Source organism: Aestuariimicrobium ganziense (assembly GCF_015352975.1).
Lineage (GTDB): Bacteria > Actinomycetota > Actinomycetes > Propionibacteriales > Propionibacteriaceae > Aestuariimicrobium > Aestuariimicrobium ganziense.
Genome location: NZ_JACYIZ010000009.1, coordinates 58,199 through 77,837, shown reverse-complemented (window position 1 = coordinate 77,837; position 19,639 = coordinate 58,199). Strand labels below are relative to the sequence as shown.

Below are 19,639 nucleotides of genomic sequence, written 5' to 3'. Positions count from 1 at the left end.
GTGGTTGTGGGATGGCACAGCGTCGTGCGGTGACGGTAACAACTCGCACTGACAGTTGCGGCCACACTCGGGTGAAATCTTCGAGAACGTGGCCGCAACGACTCCGGTCAGCAGGTCACTCGACGGTCACCGACTTGGCCAGGTTGCGCGGCTGGTCGACGTCATGTCCCTTCTGGGTGGCCAGTTCGCAGGCGAACAGCTGCAGCGGCACGGTGGCCACCAGCGGCTGCAGCAGGGTCGAGACCCGCGGCAGCGGAATCAGCACGTCCGCGTAGGGCTCGACGTCGGTGTCGCCCTCCTCGGCCAGCACGATCGTCCTCGCGCCACGGGCGCGGATCTCCTGGATGTTCGAGACCACCTTGTCGTGCAGCTGGTCGCGGCCCTGGGGCGGCACCACCACGAACACCGGCAGCTCCTGGTCGATCAGCGCGATCGGGCCGTGCTTGAGCTCACCGGCCGCGAACCCCTCGGCGTGGATGTAGGCGAGTTCCTTGAGCTTGAGCGCGCCCTCCAGCGCCACCGGGTAGCCGACGTGGCGGCCCAGGAACAGCACCGACGGTACCTTGGCGAACTCAGCGGCCAGGTCGAGTACCCGCTGGCGCTCGTCGAGCACCTTCTGGATCTTGGCCGGCATGGTGTCGAGTTCGTCCATCAGCGCCTTGATCTCGTCGCCGTACTTCATGCCGCGCACCTGGGCGAGGTAGAGCCCGAGCAGGTAGCAGGCCACCACCTGGGTGAGGAAGCCCTTGGTCGAGGCCACCCCGATCTCGGGGCCGGCGTGGGTGTAGATCACCGCATCCGACTCGCGCGGGATGGTCGCGCCGTTGGTGTTGCAGATCGCGATCACCTTGGCGTGCTGCTCACGGGCGTGGCGGATGGCCATCAGCGTGTCGGCGGTCTCGCCGGACTGCGAGATGGTGACCACCAGGGTCATCGGATCGATGATCGGGTCGCGGTAGCGGAACTCGCTGGCGATCTCGACCTCGCAGGGGATCCTCGTCCAGTGCTCGATCGCGTACTTGGCGACCATTCCGGCGTAGAACGCAGTGCCACAGGCGACGATGACGATCTTGTCGATGCGTCGCAGGGTTTCGGGGCTGATCCTGATCTCGTCGAGGACGAGCTCGCCCTTGCTGCCCCAGCGACCGAGCAGGGTGTCGGCGACGGCCTTGGGCTGCTCGAAGATCTCCTTGCGCATGAACCAGTCGAAGCCGTCCTTCTCGGCCGCCGACAGGTCCCAGTCGACGTGGTAGGGACGGGTCTCGGCCTCACCGCCGTCGAAGTCGGTGACGGTCACGGTGTCGGGGGTGATCTCGACGACCTGGTCCTGCCCGAGTTCGAGGGCCTCGCGGGTGTGCTCGATGAAGGCGGCCACGTCGGAGGCGAGGAAGTTCTCCCCCTCACCCAGCCCGACCACCAACGGGGAGTTGCGACGAGCAGCGACCACGCTCTCGGGCTCGGCGGTGTCGATCGCCACCAGCGTGAAGGCCCCCTCGAGCCGCCGGCTGACGGCGCGCAGCGACTCGACCAGGCCGGCGCCGGACTCGACCTCGCGACCCAGCAGCTGGGCGGCCACCTCGGTGTCGGTCTCGGAAGTGAATTCGACCCCCTCGGCCTCGAGCTCGGCGCGCAGCTCGGCGAAGTTCTCGATGATGCCGTTGTGGACGAGGGCGACCCGTCCGTTCTGGCTTAGGTGCGGGTGGGCGTTGGCGTCGGTGGGTCCGCCGTGGGTGGCCCAGCGGGTGTGGCCGATGCCATGGGTCGACGCGGGGATCGGGTGCTCGTCCAGTTCGACGACCAGGTTGGCCAACTTGCCCGACTTCTTGCGCGCCGACAGCTCACCCTGCGACTCGACCGCGATGCCCGCGGAGTCGTAGCCTCGGTACTCGAGCCGGCGCAGCCCTTCGATCACGACGTCCTGGGCGCTTCGGGGCCCCACATATCCAACGATTCCGCACATGGCAAGAAACGTACAATGAGAGTGAGCGTTTCGCTAAATCGGCGCGGAGGGTGGCGCGTCGCCGACCGTGCGTGAAAATCTTGCCCGATGAACGCCGATCCCGGTGCCAAGCACGCCGACAACGGTGGGCCCTTCGTCGAGTTGACCCGTGATGAGTGGGCAGCCCTGGCCGACCACACCGACATCGAGATCGACCAGGCGACGCTCGAGCGACTACGAGGCCTGGGTGATCCCACCAGCCAACGCGATGTCGAAGAGGTCTACGTCCCGCTGACCCAGTTGCTGCACCTGCACATCCGTCACACCGGGCACCTGTACCGGGCGTCCAACGCCTACCTCGAACTGTCGACCACCCGCACCCCGTTCGTGATCGCGATCGCGGGCTCGGTCGCGGTCGGCAAGTCGACCACAGCCCGCCTGCTGCGCGAACTGCTGTCGCGCTCGCCGGGCAACCCGCGGGTCGAACTGATCACCACCGACGGCTTCCTGCTGCCCAACGAGGTGCTCGAGGCCCGCGGCATCCTCGAGCGCAAGGGCTTCCCCGAGTCGTACGACCGCAGGGCCCTGCAGCGCTTCGTGATGGACGTGAAGTCGGGCGCGGACGAGGTGCGTGCCCCGATCTACAGCCACCTGGTCTACGACATCCTGCCCGGGGAGTTCGAGGTGGTGCAGCGCCCCGACATCCTGATCATCGAGGGACTCAACGTGCTGCAGCCCGCTCGTCCGCACAGTGACGGCTCCGTCGGGCTCGCACTGAGCGACTTCTTCGACTTCTCGGTCTACGTCGACGCCGCCGACGACGACATCAGGGCGTGGTTCCTGGAGCGATTCCTGCAGTTGCGCGCCACCGCCTTCCAGGACCCGGACTCGTTCTTCCGCCAGTTCGCCGGCCTCAGCGAGGACGAGGCCACCCGGTTCGCCCACCAGGTCTGGGACGAGATCAACGGCCCCAACCTCGACCACAACGTGCGACCCACCCGCGAGAGGGCCACGGTGATCCTGCGCAAGGGGTCGGACCACTCGGTCGAGAGCGTGCGGATCCGCAAGATCTGAGTGCCTGGCGGGTCACGATGCCGTCACGGTCCCAGCCCGGGCCGTTGGCGACGGCCTGGGCAACCTACGGTGGCCCCATGAGAGGTCACACTGCCGACGCGGCGAGGCAACTCGTGCTGACACGCAGGTCCTTGGGATGGCTCGCGGGCGCCGCCGTGCTCGCCGCGTGCAGTTCGCCCAAGGCCGAGGGGGCGCGGTCACCAATCACCTCACTCGACGACCTGGCCTCGAAGAGCGACACCGTCACCATGGGCGAGTTCACTTCGTTCGAGACCGTCCCCTACAGCCCGGCACCGGGTGTCGAGGGCAGCCTCGTGGTGGGCCGCTTCCGGGTCGCACGATCGTCGCCCCGGCTGGGCGACCAGATCAGCATCGTGTGGCAGGAGGAGTTGGCCGAACAGAGGCCCGGCTTCGACAAGATCACACCCGGAGTCACCTTCGTGGTGTTCAGCAAGGTCAATCTCGAAGCCGACCGTGACGACCTGCCCGGCATGGGAGACCTGTACACGCCGACCGGCCTGACCACGGGCATCTTCGCGGTGGACGGCGACCAGGCCACCCAGGTGGGAGCCGATTTCGACTCGGCCGAGGGCCAGGGAACCACACCCGCACCAGCCAGGACCGGGCGGACCTTCCCGGTCGAGGAGCTGTTCAGCGTCGAGCTCGGCCAACGCTGAGGCCTGCACTCACCCGGGCGGCTAGCCTTCTGCGCAGGGACAGCTCAAGGAGGAGCCATGCAGGTGCAGCGTTTCGACAACCCCGGCGGGCGCACGATCTCGACCGCGACCGGACGCGTCGTCCACGCCGATGGGCTGGTCTTCCGCGACCTCGCCGGCACCGGTGAGCTGGTGCCGTGGGCCGACTGGCGGCTCAGCCCGGACGAGCGGGCGCGGGCGCTGGCGGCTGAGCTGTCGATCCAGCAGATCGCCGGCCTGATGCTCTACTCCCCCACCAGGTGGTGCCCAACCCACCCGGCGGACCGTTCCGCTCCACCTACGGCGGTCAGGACTTCGACCCTGCCGTGCATGCCCCCCACGAGCTGAGCGACCAGCAGCGCGACCTGTTGCTGCGCGACCACATCCGCCACGTGCTGGTGATCGGCTACGCCAACGTCGACACCGCGGTGACCTGGCACAACGCCATGCAGCAGTTGGCTGAGGAACAGCCGTTCGGCATCCCGGTGAACTTCTCGACCGACCCCCGCCACGGCGCCTCCGACAGCGGGGCGGAGTTCAAGTCGAGCGGCGCGGTCGTCTCGAAGTGGCCCGAAGGGTTGGGCATGGCCGCGATCGGGTCGGCCGAGCGGGTGCGCCAGTTCGCCGACATCGTGCGCCAGGAGTACCGGGCACTCGGGTTCTGCACCGCGCTGGGCCCGCAGATCGACCTGGCCACCGAACCACGCTGGATGCACGCGGTCGACACCTTCGGGGGCGACGTCGAGCAGGTGATCGCCTTCACCCGTGCCTACCTGGACGCCCTGCAGACCACCCCCGGCGCCGACGGGGCTGGGGCGGCGGCAGCGTCATCGGCATGGTCAAGCACTGGCCCGGCGGCGGCACCGGCGAGGGTGGTCGCGACGCCCACTACCGCTACAGCATGTACAACGTCTACCCCGGCGGCAACGCGGCCGCCCACCGTCGTCCGTTCACCGAGGGCGCCTTCAACCTCGACTCCCCCCGCGACTCCTGGGCGAAGACGCCCACAGAGTAGTTGTCCGGCATGTGGCTGGTCTCGTGCGCCGACGTGGCGACGTTGACCACCTCGACCTCGTGCCCCCCGCGCCGCAGGATCTCTGCGACCCTCTCGGACCGCGCCAGCGCCAGCGCCGACCCGCGTGTACCCAACCGAAGCTTCACCGTTGATCCTCCTAGAGTCTGCGCCTAGCTTCTCATGAATGCGCCGCGGCCCGCGCGGCGGCCGGCATGGCGTCCGCGATCCGGGCCATCGCGCCGTCGTCGTGGGCCGCCGAGAGGAACCATGCCTCGAACGCCGACGGCGGCAGGTAGACCCGCGAATCCAGCAGTGAGTGGAAGAACCGCGCGAACCCGGCGGTGTCCTGGGCCTTGGCGTCGTCGTAGGTGCGGACGGCGCCGTCGCGGAAGAACACCGAGAACAGGCTGCCCGCCGCCTGGATGACGTGCGGCACGGAGGCGGCCGTCAGCGCGTCACCGATCAACCTTCGCAGTTCCGCGGACCGGCGTTCGACGTGGGCGTAGACGGCGTCGTCGGCGAGGCGCAGCGTCGCGATGCCGGCCGCCGTCGCCAACGGGTTCCCCGACAGCGTGCCCGCCTGGTAGACGGGTCCGACCGGAGCGAGGAGCTGCATGAGTTCCGCCCGGCCACCCAGCGCCGCGAGCGGCATCCCGCCGCCGACGACCTTGCCGAACGTGATGATGTCGGGATCGTAGCCGCCCTCAAGGCCCCACCAGCCGGCCGGTCCGACTCGGAAGCCCGTGAGCACCTCGTCGAGGATCATGAGCGCCCCATGGCGCCTCGTGAGGCTGCGGATGGTGGCGTTGAAGCCGTCGTCGGGCGTGACGACGCCCATGTTGCACGGCGCACCCTCGGTGATGACGGCGGCGATCTGGCCCCCCGCCTCGTCGAAGACGCGGGTGAGGGCGTCAACGTCGTGGAAGTCGACGACGATGGTGTCCCCCGCCGCCGCGGCCGTGACGCCGGAGGAGCCCGGCAGCCCCTGGGTCGCGACCCCGCTGCCCGCGGCCGCCAGCAGCGAGTCGGAGTGCCCGTGGTAGCAGCCGGCGAACTTCACGATCTTGTCGCGGCCCGTCGCGCCGCGCGCGAGCCGGATGGCGGTCATCGTCGCCTCGGTGCCGGTGGACACGAAGCGCACCTGCTCGGCCAGCGGTACCCGGGCCCGGATGGCCTCGGCGAGTTCGACCTCGGCCTGGGTCGGGGCGCCGAACGACAGTCCCCTGGCGGCAGCTTCCTGCACGGCGGACACCACCTCGGGATGCGCATGGCCGAGCAGCGCCGGGCCCCACGAGCCGACGAGGTCGACGTAGTCCACGCCGTCGGCATCGACGACGTACGCCCCCCGCGCCGACGTCACGAAGACAGGGGTGCCGCCCACCGGGCCGAACGCCCGCACCGGCGACGACACGCCGCCGGGGATGACGCACTGCGCCCTCGCGAACATCTCGTCCATGTGCGTCACTTCAACCACCCTGCCATCTCCTCTGCCCAATAGGTGAGGACGATGTCCGCCCCCGCCCTCACGATCGCCGTCACCGACTCCTCGACGGCGGCCGTCCTGTCGATCCATCCCTGCGCGGCGGCCGCCTCCACCATCGAGTACTCCCCCGACACCTGGTACGCCGCCACCGGCACGTCCGAGACGGCGGCCACGTCGGCCAGCACGTCCAGGTAGTAGCCGGCGGGCTTGACCATGAGCATGTCGGCGCCCTCGGCGAGGTCGAGTTCCGCCTCTCGGAGCCCTTCGCGACGGTTGGCCGGGTCCTGCTGGTAGGACCGGCGATCGCCCTGCAGCGACGATGTGACCGCCTCGCGGAACGGCCCGTAGAACGAGGAGGCGTACTTCGCGGCATAGGCGAGGATCGCGACGTCGTCGCGGCCCACGCCGTCGAGCCCCGCCCGGATCACCTCGACCTGGCCGTCCATCATCCCCGACGGCGACACCACGTGGGCGCCGGCGTCGGCCTGGGCGATGGCCATGGAGACGTAGGCCGCGAGCGTCTCGTCGTTGTCGACGACGCCGTCGTCGCGCAGCATTCCGCAGTGGCCGTGGGAGGTGAACTCGTCGAGGCAGGTGTCGGCCATGACGACGAGGTCGTCGCCCACCGCCGCGCGGACCGCCCGCAGGCCGCGCTGGAGGATCCCGCCCTCGGCCCAGCCCTGGCTGCCTCGGTCGTCCTTCTCGTAGTCGCGGGGCACGCCGAACAGCATGATGCCGCCCAGCCCCACGGCGGCGGCCCGCTCGGCGACGCGACTGACGCCGTCGAGGTCATGGCGCCAGACGCCGGGCATGGACGAGATCTCCGCCCCCTCGTCGGCGACGAACACAGGCAGCACCAGTTGGGAGGGCCGGACGGCGACCTCGCGGACGAGCCGGCGCATGGCGGGCGTCGTCCTCAGGCGGCGCGGGCGGATGGGGATCATTGCGGTGCCTTTCCGAGCGAGGCGATGGCTGCGACGACGCCGGGGGCGTCCTGGGTGGCTGCGGTGGCCGCGACGTCGACGCCCAGACGGCCGAGCGCGGCGGCCGACGGCGGCCCGAACGCCACGACGGAGGCCGACGGCGCCCACCCCAGCAGCGACCCGACGGCCGCGGCGATGGACCCCGCGGTGATGACGACGACGTCGAAGTGCCCGTCGAGCCACTCGGCCAAGAGCTGGGCAGGGGCCCCGTCGAGGGGGTCGACGGCGTACGTCGCGAACTGGCTGACGGCGTACCCCTTGGCGGCGAGCCCGTCGGCCAGGACGGTGCTGGACAGCGCGGAGCCGGGGATCGCGACCCGTCCGCTCCCCTCCGGGAAGGCCTCGGCCAACGCCCTGGCGGAGGATTCGCCGTCGGGCACGAGGGAGACGGCCAAGCCGACGTCGCGGGCGGCCCGGGCGGTCGCCTCGCCGACGGCCGCGACCCGCGCACCCTCGGGGACCGCCAGCCCGGCCCCCGCCAGCGCCTCGACGGCGAACGGCGAGGTCAGCACGACCCAGTCGGCGCCGTCGAGCGTGCCGCTCGCCGCCACGGGGACACGGCGGGTGAGCGGCTCGGCGACGACCTCGGCGCCAGCGGCGCGCAGCCCCTCGGCCAGGTCCCCGTCGGCGCGGGGCAGGAGGATGCGCAGCCCGGCGAGGACCGCGTCGCCGCCCCAGAGCGAGGTGTCGTCGTGGAGGTCGGCCAGGCGGGAGGGCCGGCTGGCGGTGAGTTCGGTGACGTCGGCTGCGCCGTCGGTGAGCAGGAGGCGGACGGCGTCTCGCCCCGCGCCGTTGCCCAGCGCGACCTCGGCGCGAGCCGCCGATTCTCCGTCGAGGGAGGAGACGGTGGCCCGCAGCACGCCGTCGGCACCCCAGGCGGCGATGGGCGCCGCGCAGCCGCCGCCGAGCCCGGCGAGCACGGCGCGCTCCTCGTCCACGGCCAGCCGCGTGTCGGCGTCCTCCAGTTCGGCCAGCGCCGCCGCCACCTCGACGGCGTCCTCGCGGCACTCCAGCGCCAGGGCCCCCTGGCCGGGGGCGGGCAGGATGTCGAGCAGGTCGGTGATCCGGTCGGCCAGCCCCAGCCGCCTGAGGCCGGCGGCCGCCAGCACGACGGCGTCGAGGTCGCCCTCGGTCACCCGAGCCAGCCGGGTGCCCACGTTGCCCCGGATGTCGACGAAGACCAGGTCGGGCCGCAGCGCCCGCAGTTGCGCGACCCGCCGCGGCGAGCCCGTGCCCACCGTCGCCCCAGACGGGAGGCCGGCGAGCGTGAGCCCGTCACGCGCGCACAGGGCGTCGCGGGCGTCCTCGCGCGCGGGAACGGCCGCGATCACCAAACCTGCCACGGGCTCGGTCGGCAGGTCCTTGAGCGAGTGGACAGCGAGGTCGCAGCGCCCGTCGAGCAGCGCCGTGCGCAGCTCGGCCGCGAACACGCCGAGCGTCGGCAGCGCCGTCAGCGAGCCGGTCGTGACGTCGCCCTCCGTCTTGATCCGCACCAGGGCCACGTCATGACCGCGTGCCCGCAGGGCCTCGGCCACGTGCTCGGACTGCGTGACGGCCAAGGCCGAGCCTCGGGTGCCGAGGCGCAGCCTCACGACGCCACCCCGGCACCCCCGGCGATGACCGAGGCGATCCCGTTTCCGTCCAGCCAGCCGCCGACGACGTCGACCCCGGCCTCCGAGAACAGGCCCCTGAGGTGCTGCGCCGTCGACGGCTCCAGCCTGGTGGGCATGGCCTCCCAGCCCACCGTCTCGATGCCGGTGACGTCGCGGTCGGCGATCTCGGTGCCGAGGAAGCGCGAGGCGTCGGCGATGGCGTCGACCAGGGAGGGGATGAGCTGCTCCGGGTACGAGAGCCGGATGACCTCCTGGCCGTTGACCCTCGCCCACGGCCACTTCTCGGAGTAGTGGGTCAGCGCCTTGGCCTTGATCTCCGGGTCCGGGCGGCCGACGAGGAGGCCGGAGCCGATCGGCGCGTCGGCGAGGGCCTCGGAGCGGATGCTGAGCATCGTCAGGCGCGCCGTCTTCACCCCCGGGACGGCGAACTGGACGCCAAGCGGTTCCATGAGCCCCGCCGTCAACGACGCGGGCGCGGCGAGCACCAGCTTCTCCGCCGCCAGCGACGACTCCCCCGTCTGGACGACGAAGCCAGAGGTTCCCCGCCGCAGCGCCGTGACGGGCGCCGTCGTGACGATGGACCCGCCGCCGGCGCGAATGGCGTCGGCGAGCGCGTCGACGAGGCGGAACATGCCGCCCTCCGGCTGCTCGACGGCGGCCGCGCCGGGGCGCCTGACCGCGGCGACGGCGGCCACGAGGGATCCCGTGTCGCCCAGCGCCTGCAGGAGGCCGGGCGCGAAGGAGGCCAGGGGCATCCGGTCGGGCTCCAGCGAGTAGACGCCGCGCGCCACCGGGGTGACGAGCTTCGCGAGGGCGCCGTCGCCGAGGCGGAGCCGGACGAGGTCGCCGACGGTGGTGGAATCGGAGCCGACGGCGCGGTCGAGCTCGGCGTCGAGGCGGAGCCGCTCGAGCTCCGCAGGTGTCAGGACGCCAAGGGCCGGGTCGTCGAGGCTGGCGGGGATGCCGAGCACACCCTCGGCCATGGGCCACACGCCGTCGGGCCACCACAGATGCGGCTGACCGGCGGGGCCGTGGACGGTGAGGCCGAGTTCCTCGCACAGCGAGCGCCCGACCCCGCCGCGGACGGCGTATGCCTCGGCCCCGGAGTCGACGGTGACGCCGCCGAGCGTGACGCGGCCCACCATGCCGCCGAGGACGCCGGACGCCTCGAGCAGCGTGACCTGCATGCCTGCCTTCACGAGTCGGTGGGCGGCGACGAGCCCGGCGAGCCCGCCACCGACGACGACGGCGTTCACAGCTCGTGGAGGAGCGCCACCAGGTCGGTGATCACTCCGGGGTCGGTGGTCGGGGGGACGCCGTGGCCGAGGTTCACCACGTGCGCGGGGGCCGCCTTGCCTCGTTCGACGACGTCACGCGCGTGCGCCTCGAGGGCATCCCAGCCGGCGGCCAGCAACGCCGGGTCGATGTTGCCCTGCAACGGCAACCCGGGCAGCAGCCAGGCGGCCTCGTCGAGCGGGGTGCGGTAGTCGATGCCCATGGCCTCGACCCCGCACGCGGCCATGTCGGTGAGCAGGTGCCGTGTGCCGACGCCGAAGTGGATGCGGGGCACCCGTCCGGCGACCGCCGCCAGCGCCGTCGCCGAATGGGGGGCGACGGCGGAGACGTAGTCGGCGCGGGTCAGGGCGCCGGCCCACGAGTCGAACAACTGGACGGCGCGGGCGCCGGCATCGACCTGGGCGGTGAGGAACTGGCCGGAGAGCCGGGCGCACCAGTCGAGGAGGCGGTGCCAGGACTCGGGGTCGGCGTGCATCATCGAGCGGGCGGCGAGGTGGTCGCGCGAGCCGCGGCCCTCGACGAGGTAGGCGGCCAGGGTGAACGGGGCGCCCGCGAACCCGATGAGCGGCGTCTCCTCCCCCAATTCCGCGACGACGTGCCGCACCGCCTCGGTGATGGCACTGACGTCGTCCATCGTGTGCGCGACGAGGCGGTCGACGTCGGCGGCGGTGCGGATGGGCTCGTCGATGACGGGCCCGACGCCGGAGTGGATCTCCACCCCGACCCCGGCCAGCACCAGCGGGGTCATGATGTCGCTGAAGAAGATGGCCGCATCCACCCTGTGCCGACGCACCGGTTGCAGCGTGATCTCGGCGGCGAGGTCGGGCCGGAGGCAGGCCTCGAGGATGGTCGTCGACCCACGAACCTCCTTGTACTCCGGCAGCGAGCGGCCCGCCTGGCGCATGAACCAGACGGGCAGGTGGGCGGGGCGTTGGCCGTTCAGGGCGGCGAGGAGTGGACTCATGGTGTATCGATTCTGCCCCATCCGCAAGTGATGGTTGAATGGGCGCCACTGTGACATTGCGCATCTTCTCAATCCAGCACGACCGACAAGGACTGTCGGAGGTCGAGCGGGTCAGTGGGCACATCCCCGGCATCACCGAACGGCTCCAGTCATTCCCCGACGTCAATGGTGCCGTCGTGCTCGGCACCTGCAACCGCGTCGAGGTGATGTTGGAGACGGCGGCCGACGTCCCCAACCACTGCCTGCGCGCCTTGCTCAACGAGGGCATCGACGAGCAGCCGTCGTGGGACCTGTTCCTCGGCGAGGCCGCGCTGGCCCACGTGTTCCGCGTGGCCGCCGGCCTGGACTCGATGGTCGTCGGTGAGCGGGAGATCGCCGGCCAGTTGCGCCGCGCCCTCATGGACGCGCAGGACTCCGGGCGCTGCTCCCTGCCGCTCGGCATTGCCGTCGAGGAGGCGTTGAAGACGTCGCGCCGGATCGCGCGGGAGACGAGCCTCGAGGGGGCAGGGCGCTCCGTCGTCAACACCGGGCTCGACATCATCAACCTCCCCGATTGGCCGTCGGCGCGCGTCACCATCGTCGGCACCGGCTCCTACGCGGGCGCCGTCGTGGCCGCGCTCCGGGCCCGCGGCGTGCGCGACATCGCCGTCCACTCCGCCAGCGGCCGGGGGGCCGAGTTCGCCGCCAGCCACCACACCTCGCACTCCCCGTGCCTGGCCAGCGCCCTCAACGGCGCGGACCTCGTCGTCACCTGCCGCGGCCTCGGCTCCACCGAGGTCACCGTCGACGACGTCGCCCCCGGCATGCGCCTGCTCGACCTGTCGCTCCAGCACGACGTCGACCCCCGCGTCGGCTCGCTGCCGGGCGTGACGCTGGTGGACCTCGCCGCCATCCAGGGCGCCGTCGGCCCCGGCTACGCGGAGGACTCCGAACGTGCGGAGACCCTCGTGCGCGCCGGCGTCGCCGCCACGATGGCCAGGCTCCGGGCCCGGGTCGTCGACCCCGCCGTCGTCAGCCTCCGCGACACGGTGCTGGCGATGGTCGACGACGAGGTCGCCCGCCTGCCGCAGCGCCAACTCACAAAGGAGGATGCGGCGCTCGCCCTTCGACGGCTCGCCACCCGGCTGCTGCACATTCCCTCGAGCCGGGCCCGCCAGGCCGCAGAGTTGGGCCGCACAGACGAATACCTGAGCGCCATGGCCGAGTTGTACGGCATCGGCGACGAGCCCGCCGTCGACCCCGACGAGTTGGAGACCGGCCGCTGCCCCGTCACCGACATGAAGATCTGCGACCTCGACTCGACGACTACCCGGGAGGCCATGTGACCCTCGACCCATATTCCGCCGTGCTGTTCGCCTCGTACGGGGGGCCCGACGAGTCGGCCGACGTGCTGCCGTTCATGCGCAATGCCACCGCCGGCAAGGGCATCCCGGACGAACGGCTGGTGGAGGTGTCGCAGCACTACGAGCTGTTCGGCGGCCGCTCCCCCATCAACGAGCTCAACGCCGCCCTCATGGCGGCCGTCCGCGAGGAACTGGCGCGCCGCGGGGTGCACGTGCCGGTGGTCATCGGCAACCGTAACTGGAAGCCGTTCATCGCCGACACCGTCCAGGGCCTCGTCGACGACGGCCATACGCGCGTGCTCGCGCTGGCGACGTCGGCCTATCAGTCGTACTCCAACTGCCGCCAGTACCACGAGGACATCCTCGGGGCCGTCCGGGACCTGCCGATCGCCGTCGACAAGGTGGACCCATTCTGGGATGCGCCCGAGTTCGCGGCGGCCAACGCGCGGGCGCTCGTGGCGGCGGTGCGGGCGCTGCGGGAGCGCATCGGGGACGGCGTCCTGCGCGTGCTGTTTGTCACTCACTCCATCCCCACCGCGATGAACACGGCGTCGTCGACAGGTGAGCCGCATCGTCGCTACGAGGCCCAGCACCTGCGGGTCGCGGCCGACGTGGCGGCGCGGGCCGGCGCGGAACTGGGCGAGGACCTCGTGTGGGAGCTGACCTTCTGCTCCCGTTCGGGCTCGCCGCGCATCCCGTGGCTGGAACCCGACGTCAACGACCGGATGCCCGAGGTACAGGCCGATGGCGTCGCCGGCGTCGTCGCGGCCCCCATCGGCTTCATCTCCGACCACATGGAGGTCGCCTACGACCTCGACACCCAGGCCCGGGAGACCGCCGCCGAGCTGGCGCTGCCGTACGAGCGCGCCGCGACAGTCGGCACCGATCCCGCGTTCGCCACCCTGCTCGTCGACCGCCTCCTCGAACGGGCCGCCGTCGCCCGCGGGGAGAGGGACTCGACCGCGCTGTGCCAGTTCGCCACCGGCCGCTGCTGCCTGCCGCGGCCCGCCACCACGGAGGAGACCCCATGAGCAAGCACCCCGGCCGCGACGAGCGCGACGCCGTCGACGTCGACCTCGAGGCCATCAACCACCAGCCGCTCTACGCCATGTACTCCGTGTTCGCGACGGCGGCCCCGCTGCCGATGCTGGAGGACGCGGCCGCACTGGAGCATTCGCTGCGCGAGACCGGCGTGACGGTGCGCGGCTTCTACGACGTCGGCGGTTTCCGCGCCGACGCCGACCTCATGGTCTGGATGCTCGCCGATGACCCCCGCAAGCTGCAGGACGGGTACCACACGATCCGGCAGAGCGCGCTGGGGCACTACCTGGACCCGGTGTGGTCCGTCATGGGCGTGCACCGGCCGGCCGAGTTCAACCGGACGCATGTGCCGAGCTGCTTCGCCGGCTTCGCGCCGCGCCCGTGGCTGACGGTGTACCCGTTCACGCGCAGCTACGACTGGTACTACCTCGACAACGAGCACCGCTCGAAGATGCTGTACGAGCACGGGGCCGCGGGTCGCGAGTTCCCGGATGTGGTGGCGTCGACGCTGTCGAGCTTCGCGCTGGGCGACTACGAGTGGATCCTCGCCTTCGAGGCGGACGAACTGCACCGGCTCACCGACGCGATGCGCCACCAGCGCGGCGTCGAGGCGAGGTTGCACGTCCGCGAGGAGACGCCGTTCTTCACCGGCCCGAGGGTCGAGCTGGGCGACTGGATCGGGCGCCAGCCGAGCTGCTGACCTCCGCCGGTCGCGCCCGGCCCCTCGCTGGTTGAGCCCGGCTCCTTAGCCTCTGAGCCGACCGCGAGCGCTCTGCGCGAGGGTCGTGTCGAAACCGTGTCTGGCAACTCACAATCCCATTGTCGGTCCGGGCAGGCAGACCAGCCCTCGCTGTTGAGCCCGGCCCCGGGCGAGGAACGAGCCCGCGGCCGGCGTCGAAACCCTGTCTGGCTCCCGATGGCGCCGCCCCCACCCGCGTGATAGCTGGCCCGCTCGTCTGGAACGGGCCGAAAATCGACATGAGATGGCACTATGCCATCTCATGTCGATTTTCGGCCCCTTTCGGAAGCGCCGCGGGTGGTTGCCCGGGGTCCGCAAGAACGGTCGGGAGGTTTCAGACGCGGGTGCGGGCTCGTTCCTCGCCCCCATCCCGGCCCAACCGGCCGTGACCCCATCCCGGCCCAACCGGTCGTGACCACAGTCCGAGCCCAACCGGCGTGCTCAGCCGACGTTGTGGGCGACCAGGGTCCACGCCCCGTGGCCGTGCAGCAGTTCCGAGTGGTGGGCGTTGTCGAGGCTGCCCAGCACCCGACCCTCCAGCCCCAGCAACGCATGGATCATCCGGTTGAGGAACAGCCCGTGCGACACCACCAGCACCGACTCCCCCGCATGCCTCTCCGCGATGTCAGTTCGGCGGCAACTCCGATGCCACGCCGGTGGTCGAGGCCTTCGGTCTGGGCGCCGAACAGCACGGCGAGGACGCGATGCGGGCACGGTTCGAGTTGTCGGCCACCCGACTGCTGCGTGGCATGTTCCGGGTGGGCCTGTTCGACGACCCCTACCTCGACGCCGACCACAGCCGCAGCGTGGTCGGCTGCCCCGAGTTCGTGGCCGCCGGCCTGCAGGCCCAGACCGACTCGATCGTCCACCTCAAGGGCGACGCGGCTCCGGTGGCGAAGGGCGCGAAGGTGTGGCTGCCACGTCGACGCATCGCCGGCCACAAGGGCTTCTTCCGCCAGCCGGTGCCGCCGGCTGAGGTCGACGCGCTCGACCTGGCGGTGGCAGGTGACTACGTCACCCTGGTCGACTCCCCCGACGAGGCCGACGTCGCCGTGGTGGCGATGAACTCACCGATGAGCGACCCGTACGTCGACGAGAAGTTCCGCCCGCTCAGCCTGCAGTACCGCCCCTACCACGCCGAGACTGCGCGCGAGCAGTCGCTGGCGGGTGACCGGGCCTACCGCGGCGTGCAGTCGGTGGTGGCCAACGAGGCCGACCTCGACAACCTCGAGGCCGCGCGCGAGGCCATGGGCGACAGGCCGGTGGTGGCGGTGGTCAAGCTCGACTCCCCGGTCGTGATGACCGAGGTCGAGCCGCTGGCCGATGCCCTGTTCGTCCACTACGGGGTCTCGACCAAGGCCCTGCTTGACGTGCTGACCGGGGCGGCGACCGCAGGCGGACGACTGCCCGCTTCGATGCCGGCCGACATGGTCACCATCGAGGCGCACCACGAGGACGTCTTCGACGACTACACGCCCTACACCGACACCGTCGGCAACACCTACCGCACCGGTTTCGGACTGGGGCACGCCTGACTGCGGGGTTCGCCACGGCGCCCGGGGTCCCGCTGCCGGGCGGTGGCGCCGCAGCACCCCCAGGGGTGGACTCTGCAGGCCTGGCCCGGGGGCCGTCCGCTCCGATGGCCCCGCGCGGGCCGGGGCCGCGTAGCGTCGGTCGTCCACCCCTTGACAGGAGCAGTTGATGAGCGAACAAGAACGCGACGCCGGGCTGTTGGGCACCTACCTGCAGGATCACCATGCCGCAGCGAGCGCTGGCGTGGACGCGTTCCGCAGGGTCGCCGCGAACCACTCGCGCGCCGACGTGCGAGCACGCCTGGAGGCGATGGCCGACCAGATCGCCCAGGACAAGGAGTCGCTCGAGCAGATCATGGAACTCGTCGACGCCAATCGCTCGGTGCTCAAGGACACCGCGGCCAGGATCGCCGAGAAGGCCTCACGCCTCAAGCCCAACAACCGCATCGTGCAGCGCTCACCGCTGAGTGACTACCTCGAACTCGAAGCCCTCACCGGGGCGGTGCACATGAAGTCGTTGCTGTGGAAGGCCCTGCTGGAGTTGGGCAACCCTCGTCTGGATGCGCTCATGCTGCAGCAGTTGCTCGATCGTGCCCACGAGCAACAGCGGCAGCTGGACGAGCTTCGCGCCGGTTCGGCGCGGGTGCTGGCCGGCGACTGACCGCCCGTCCCGCGCCGGCGAGCCCCTCAGGCGGCCGGCGCCGGGATGGATCGCTGGGTCCAGCCCAGGTAGAGCACGAGCGATGCCACAGCGACGACGGTGGCGGCCAGGTACAGGCCGACATAGCCGAAGGGTGCGACCAGCACCCCGAGCAGGATCGGGCCCACACCGGTACCGAGGTCGAGGCAGAAGAAGAAGGTGGCCACCGCTGCCCCGGTGCGCTCGCGAGGCACCCGGTTGACCGCAGCCGCCTGCCCACCGGTGGTCACCGTTCCCCAGCCGGCGCCGAGGATGACGGCCGCCACCAGCAGCAGCACACCGCCGACCGGTCGTCCGGCCAGGGCTATGGCGGCAGTGACCAGCCCGAGGCCGATGCCCAGCCCGCCCAGCGCGGGCGCCAGCACCGTGCGCTCACCGAACCGGTCCTGCAGTCGTCCACCCACCGGGCGCGAGAACAGCACGACGCCCGCGTAGACCAAGAAGAACAGCGACGCTGCTCCAACCAGTCCGGTGCCGGCCGAGGCCGGCCCCAAGTAGGTCAGCACGGCTGCGTAGGCGAAGCCACCGAGCACGACCATGGCGCCGACGCTGAGCGCCCGGGCGTCGAGCAGGCTGCCCAGTCCAGGGCGAGTGACCGCGGCCTGGTGCACCTGCTGGCGGCCGGGCAGGTCGCGTCCGAGGGTGAGCAGCAGCACCAGTGACAGCGCTGCGAACGCGATGGCGACGGGGAACACCCCGCGCATCTGCCACCGGGTGGCGGCCAGCGTGAGCGCCAGCCACGGTCCCAGGCCCACGGCCGCAGCGTTTCCGACCCCGACCCAACCGGCACCCTCACTGCGCCGGTGGGCTGGGACGATCAGCATGACGCCACTGGTGAGCGCCGAGCCGAGCAGACCGAAACCGATGCCGTTGAACAGCCGCAGGCCCATCGTCGTCCACAGCGTCGGGGTGACCAGGTAGCCGATGGTGGTGAGCAGGTAGAACACGGCCGAGGCGATGGCCAGGGTGCGGGAACCGAACCGGTCGACCGCCCAGCCCGACACCAGCCGTGCCAGCAGCGCCCCGATGAAAAAGACCGACGACAGCGCTCCCGCCTCGACGTCGTTGGCCCCGAACCGGGTGGTGGCATACGCCGCCATGGTCGGCACCAGCAGGTAGAAGATCATCGAGTTGCCGAGGCTCGCCAAGGTGACCCCGATGAACGTGGGGGTCCACAGCCGCTCGGTCACCCCAGGCTGACCCTCGCCTTGACCAGGTCGGCCAGTCGGTGGCAGATCTCGGTTGCCCGCTCGGTGGTGTCGGCCTCGACCATCACGCGGACGACCGGCTCGGTGCCCGAGGGGCGAAGGACGACGCGGCCGGTGTCGCCCAATTCACGGTTGGCAGCCGAGACCGCCGACTGGATCTCGGGGTCGATGCCGGCGCGGGTCTTGTCGACGCCCTTGACGTTGACCATGACCTGCGGCAGCCGGGTCATCACTGCGGCGAGTTCGGCGATCGACTTGCCGGTGGTGGCCATCCGGGCGGCCAGGTGCAGGCCAGTCAGCACACCGTCGCCGGTGGTGGCGAAGTCGCTCATGATGACGTGGCCGGACTGCTCGCCACCGAGGGTGAAGCCGTTGGCGTTCATCGACTCGAGCACGTAGCGGTCGCCCACCTTGGTCTGGTCGACCCTGATGCCGTGCTCGCGCATGGCCAGGGTCAGGCCGAGGTTGCTCATGATGGTGGCCACGACGGTGTCGGAGTTGAGCTTGCGATCCTCCTTGAGCGCCAGCGCGAGGATCGCCAGGATCTGGTCGCCGTCGATCAGCTCGCCATTGGCATCGACAGCCAGGCAGCGATCGGCATCGCCGTCGAAGGCCAGCCCGAGATCGGCCCCCTTCTCGACCACGGCGCGCTGCAGGTCGCCCAGGTGCGTCGAGCCGCAGTCCTCGTTGATGTTGAGCCCGTCGGGAGTGTGGTGGATCATGTGCACCGTCGCGCCCTGGGTCTCGAATGCGGCCTGCGCGGTCATCCAGGACGCGCCGTTGGCCGCGTCGAGCACGACGGTGATGCCCTCGAGGCTGCCGTCGGAGCCCAGCGATCCGACCAGGTGGGCGACGTACTCCTCGATGGCACCCAGGTCGGTGGTCACCCGGCCGACCCGGTCACCGGTGGGGCGCTGCCAGTCCTCACCGAGCCGCTCCTCGATGGCGTCCTCGAGCAGGTCGTCGAGCTTGACGCCACCGCGCGAGAAGAACTTGATGCCGTTGTCGGGCATCGGGTTGTGCGACGCCGAGAGCATCACGCCGAGGTCGGCGTTGTGCGCGTTGACCAGGAAGGCCACACCCGGGGTCGGCACGATGCCCACCCTGACCACGTCGACACCCGCGCTGGCCAGACCAGCGATCACCGCGGATTCGAGGAACTCCCCCGAGGCGCGCGGGTCTCGTCCGACCAGGGCGGTCGGACGACGGTCGCGACCGAAGAAGCCCACCTCCCCCAGCACGTGGGCAGCGGCGACCGAGAGGTCGAGCGCGAGCTCTGCGGTCAGGTCCTGGTTGGCGACGCCACGAACGCCGTCTGTTCCGAAAAGTCGAGCCACGCGCAACACCCTAGCCCGATTCGCTCACTGCCCATGCGCGCAGCACCGGGCCAGTGGCAGGCGGCGACGGGGGCCGGAAATGCACGAGGCCCCGCCGTGGCGGGGCCTGTGCTGGCTGACCTGGACTGGTGAGGGTCAGCGCTTGGAGTACTGCGGAGCCTTGCGAGCCTTCTTGAGACCGGCCTTCTTGCGCTCCTTGATGCGGGCGTCACGGGTCAGCATGCCGGCCTTCTTGAGCACCGGGCGGCTGGCCTCCTCGTCCACACCGTTGAGGGCGCGGGCCACGCCCAGGCGCAGGGCGCCGGCCTGGCCGGTGACGCCGCCACCGTTGATCCGGGCGATGATGTCGTAGGAACCTGCGACGCCGGCCACCTGCAGCGGCTCGCTGGCGACCTGCTGGTGCACCTTGTTCGGGAAGTAGTCCTCGAGGGTGCGGCCGTTGATGGTCCACTGGCCAGAGCCCGGGACCAGGCGCACGCGGGCCACGGCCTCCTTGCGACGACCGGTGGCCTGCCCGGGGGCGATCACGGCCGGACGGCTGCTGGCACCGGCGGCGGCAGTGGCCGGGTTGGAGTCGGAACGGTAGGCGATCTCGCGATCGTTCTCGTCCACGAAGGGAGTGGTCTCGTTCTCGACAGTGGTCTCGTCGAGCTCAACGGTCTCAGTCACGGCGGTTC

Annotated in this window: 19 protein-coding genes and 2 pseudogenes; 9 read left to right on the top strand and 12 right to left on the bottom strand. The window is 71.1% G+C overall.

The genetic code is table 11. The annotated features are described in order from the left end of the window. Nucleotides 1-115: 115 nt before the first annotated feature. On the bottom strand, nucleotides 116-1,960 hold the full coding sequence (gene glmS / locus IE660_RS14560; RefSeq protein ID WP_203569101.1) for a glutamine--fructose-6-phosphate transaminase (isomerizing): 1,845 nt from the start codon (nucleotides 1,958-1,960) through the stop codon (nucleotides 116-118). An 87-nt stretch (nucleotides 1,961-2,047) separates the two neighbouring features. On the opposite strand from glmS, the gene coaA reads away from it, so the two are divergent. The 4 genes and pseudogenes from coaA to IE660_RS16645 form a co-directional block, all read left to right on the top strand. Next, complete coding sequence (gene coaA, locus IE660_RS14555) at nucleotides 2,048-3,013, top strand: type I pantothenate kinase (protein WP_203569100.1); 966 nt, start codon at nucleotides 2,048-2,050, stop codon at nucleotides 3,011-3,013. A 77-nt stretch (nucleotides 3,014-3,090) separates the two neighbouring features. Then, complete coding sequence (locus tag IE660_RS14550; RefSeq protein ID WP_203569099.1) at nucleotides 3,091-3,690, top strand: hypothetical protein; 600 nt, start codon at nucleotides 3,091-3,093, stop codon at nucleotides 3,688-3,690. A 57-nt stretch (nucleotides 3,691-3,747) separates the two neighbouring features. Beyond that, nucleotides 3,748-4,056 carry a hypothetical protein gene (locus tag IE660_RS14545; protein ID WP_203569098.1) on the top strand — a complete coding sequence of 103 codons (309 nt, stop codon included), beginning with the start codon at nucleotides 3,748-3,750 and terminating at the stop codon, nucleotides 4,054-4,056. Further along, nucleotides 3,969-4,442 (top strand): annotated as a pseudogene (locus tag IE660_RS16645) (glycoside hydrolase family 3 N-terminal domain-containing protein); the annotation flags it as partial. The gene IE660_RS14545 and the pseudogene IE660_RS16645, both read left to right, overlap by 88 nt. 178 nt (nucleotides 4,443-4,620) lie before the next feature. Here IE660_RS16645 and IE660_RS16640 read toward each other — a convergent pair. From IE660_RS16640 to hemE, 7 genes and pseudogenes are all read right to left on the bottom strand, one after another. Next, the gene (locus IE660_RS16640; RefSeq protein WP_407929034.1) at nucleotides 4,621-4,869 is read right to left on the bottom strand and encodes a hypothetical protein; all 249 of its coding nucleotides are present in this window, start codon (nucleotides 4,867-4,869) and stop codon (nucleotides 4,621-4,623) included. 32 nt (nucleotides 4,870-4,901) lie between these two features. Continuing rightward, complete coding sequence (gene hemL, locus IE660_RS14535; protein WP_203569096.1) at nucleotides 4,902-6,188, bottom strand: glutamate-1-semialdehyde 2,1-aminomutase; 1,287 nt, start codon at nucleotides 6,186-6,188, stop codon at nucleotides 4,902-4,904. Continuing rightward, the gene (gene hemB / locus IE660_RS14530; protein ID WP_203569095.1) at nucleotides 6,185-7,150 is read right to left on the bottom strand and encodes a porphobilinogen synthase; all 966 of its coding nucleotides are present in this window, start codon (nucleotides 7,148-7,150) and stop codon (nucleotides 6,185-6,187) included. The genes hemL and hemB overlap by 4 nt, the downstream gene beginning before the upstream one ends. Further along, nucleotides 7,147-7,806: a uroporphyrinogen-III synthase gene (locus tag IE660_RS16475; protein WP_328701986.1), complete on the bottom strand. Its 660-nt coding sequence runs from the start codon at nucleotides 7,804-7,806 to the stop codon at nucleotides 7,147-7,149. The genes hemB and IE660_RS16475 overlap by 4 nt, the downstream gene beginning before the upstream one ends. A 90-nt stretch (nucleotides 7,807-7,896) precedes the next feature. After that, nucleotides 7,897-8,775: pseudogene (gene hemC / locus IE660_RS16470) on the bottom strand (hydroxymethylbilane synthase); the annotation flags it as partial. Nucleotides 8,776-8,777: 2 nt separating this feature from the next. Then, nucleotides 8,778-10,058, bottom strand: a complete 1,281-nt coding sequence (locus IE660_RS15540; RefSeq protein ID WP_207731144.1) for a protoporphyrinogen/coproporphyrinogen oxidase — start codon at nucleotides 10,056-10,058, stop codon at nucleotides 8,778-8,780. Beyond that, nucleotides 10,055-11,062 (bottom strand): uroporphyrinogen decarboxylase, encoded by a 1,008-nt coding sequence (gene hemE, locus IE660_RS14520; protein ID WP_328701979.1) that lies wholly within the window; start codon nucleotides 11,060-11,062, stop codon nucleotides 10,055-10,057. Before hemE ends, IE660_RS15540 begins: the two co-directional genes overlap by 4 nt. A 50-nt stretch (nucleotides 11,063-11,112) precedes the next feature. Between hemE and IE660_RS14515 the strand changes: the two genes are divergently transcribed. The 3 genes from IE660_RS14515 to hemQ are packed head-to-tail and all read left to right on the top strand — an operon-like array spanning nucleotide 11,113 to nucleotide 14,146. Next, on the top strand, nucleotides 11,113-12,387 hold the full coding sequence (locus IE660_RS14515; RefSeq protein ID WP_203569092.1) for a glutamyl-tRNA reductase: 1,275 nt from the start codon (nucleotides 11,113-11,115) through the stop codon (nucleotides 12,385-12,387). Then, nucleotides 12,384-13,436: a ferrochelatase gene (locus IE660_RS16000; protein WP_328701978.1), complete on the top strand. Its 1,053-nt coding sequence runs from the start codon at nucleotides 12,384-12,386 to the stop codon at nucleotides 13,434-13,436. The genes IE660_RS14515 and IE660_RS16000 overlap by 4 nt, the downstream gene beginning before the upstream one ends. Then, complete coding sequence (hemQ, locus tag IE660_RS15995; RefSeq protein WP_235998109.1) at nucleotides 13,433-14,146, top strand: hydrogen peroxide-dependent heme synthase; 714 nt, start codon at nucleotides 13,433-13,435, stop codon at nucleotides 14,144-14,146. The genes IE660_RS16000 and hemQ overlap by 4 nt, the downstream gene beginning before the upstream one ends. Nucleotides 14,147-14,626: 480 nt before the next feature. Here hemQ and IE660_RS16465 read toward each other — a convergent pair whose 3' ends face one another. Further along, nucleotides 14,627-14,899 carry a histidine phosphatase family protein gene (locus tag IE660_RS16465; protein ID WP_328701977.1) on the bottom strand — a complete coding sequence of 91 codons (273 nt, stop codon included), beginning with the start codon at nucleotides 14,897-14,899 and terminating at the stop codon, nucleotides 14,627-14,629. Here IE660_RS16465 and IE660_RS16250 point away from each other — a divergent pair. Together IE660_RS16250 and IE660_RS14495 are read left to right on the top strand one after the other, a co-directional pair. Further along, on the top strand, nucleotides 14,842-15,720 hold the full coding sequence (locus IE660_RS16250; protein WP_203569090.1) for a glycoside hydrolase family 3 C-terminal domain-containing protein: 879 nt from the start codon (nucleotides 14,842-14,844) through the stop codon (nucleotides 15,718-15,720). The two genes, IE660_RS16465 and IE660_RS16250, sit on opposite strands and share 58 nt — an antisense overlap. Nucleotides 15,721-15,886: 166 nt before the next feature. Beyond that, on the top strand, nucleotides 15,887-16,378 hold the full coding sequence (locus IE660_RS14495) for a DUF892 family protein (protein WP_203569089.1): 492 nt from the start codon (nucleotides 15,887-15,889) through the stop codon (nucleotides 16,376-16,378). A 26-nt stretch (nucleotides 16,379-16,404) separates the two neighbouring features. On the opposite strand, the gene IE660_RS14490 is transcribed toward IE660_RS14495, so the two are convergent. The 3 genes from IE660_RS14490 to rpsI all read right to left on the bottom strand — a co-directional run bounded on the left by IE660_RS14490 (nucleotide 16,405) and on the right by rpsI (nucleotide 19,631). Continuing rightward, entirely contained in the window at nucleotides 16,405-17,607 is a 1,203-nt protein-coding gene (locus IE660_RS14490; RefSeq protein ID WP_203569088.1) for an MFS transporter, read from the bottom strand. After that, on the bottom strand, nucleotides 17,604-18,962 hold the full coding sequence (gene glmM, locus IE660_RS14485) for a phosphoglucosamine mutase (protein WP_203569087.1): 1,359 nt from the start codon (nucleotides 18,960-18,962) through the stop codon (nucleotides 17,604-17,606). The genes IE660_RS14490 and glmM overlap by 4 nt, the downstream gene beginning before the upstream one ends. 135 nt (nucleotides 18,963-19,097) lie before the next feature. Next, the gene (gene rpsI / locus IE660_RS15535; RefSeq protein ID WP_203569086.1) at nucleotides 19,098-19,631 is read right to left on the bottom strand and encodes a 30S ribosomal protein S9; all 534 of its coding nucleotides are present in this window, start codon (nucleotides 19,629-19,631) and stop codon (nucleotides 19,098-19,100) included. Between the last annotated feature and the right edge of the window lie 8 nt (nucleotides 19,632-19,639).

Coding starts and splice junctions, on each gene's coding strand:
- IE660_RS14495 (WP_203569089.1), top strand. CDS start 15,887: ATGAGCGAACAAGAACGCGACGCCGGGCTGTTGGGCACCTACCTGCAG.
- glmS (WP_203569101.1), bottom strand. CDS start 1,960: ATGTGCGGAATCGTTGGATATGTGGGGCCCCGAAGCGCCCAGGACGTC.
- coaA (WP_203569100.1), top strand. CDS start 2,048: ATGAACGCCGATCCCGGTGCCAAGCACGCCGACAACGGTGGGCCCTTC.
- hemB (WP_203569095.1), bottom strand. CDS start 7,150: ATGATCCCCATCCGCCCGCGCCGCCTGAGGACGACGCCCGCCATGCGC.
- IE660_RS14545 (WP_203569098.1), top strand. CDS start 3,748: ATGCAGGTGCAGCGTTTCGACAACCCCGGCGGGCGCACGATCTCGACC.
- hemE (WP_328701979.1), bottom strand. CDS start 11,062: ATGAGTCCACTCCTCGCCGCCCTGAACGGCCAACGCCCCGCCCACCTG.
- hemQ (WP_235998109.1), top strand. CDS start 13,433: ATGAGCAAGCACCCCGGCCGCGACGAGCGCGACGCCGTCGACGTCGAC.
- IE660_RS14550 (WP_203569099.1), top strand. CDS start 3,091: ATGAGAGGTCACACTGCCGACGCGGCGAGGCAACTCGTGCTGACACGC.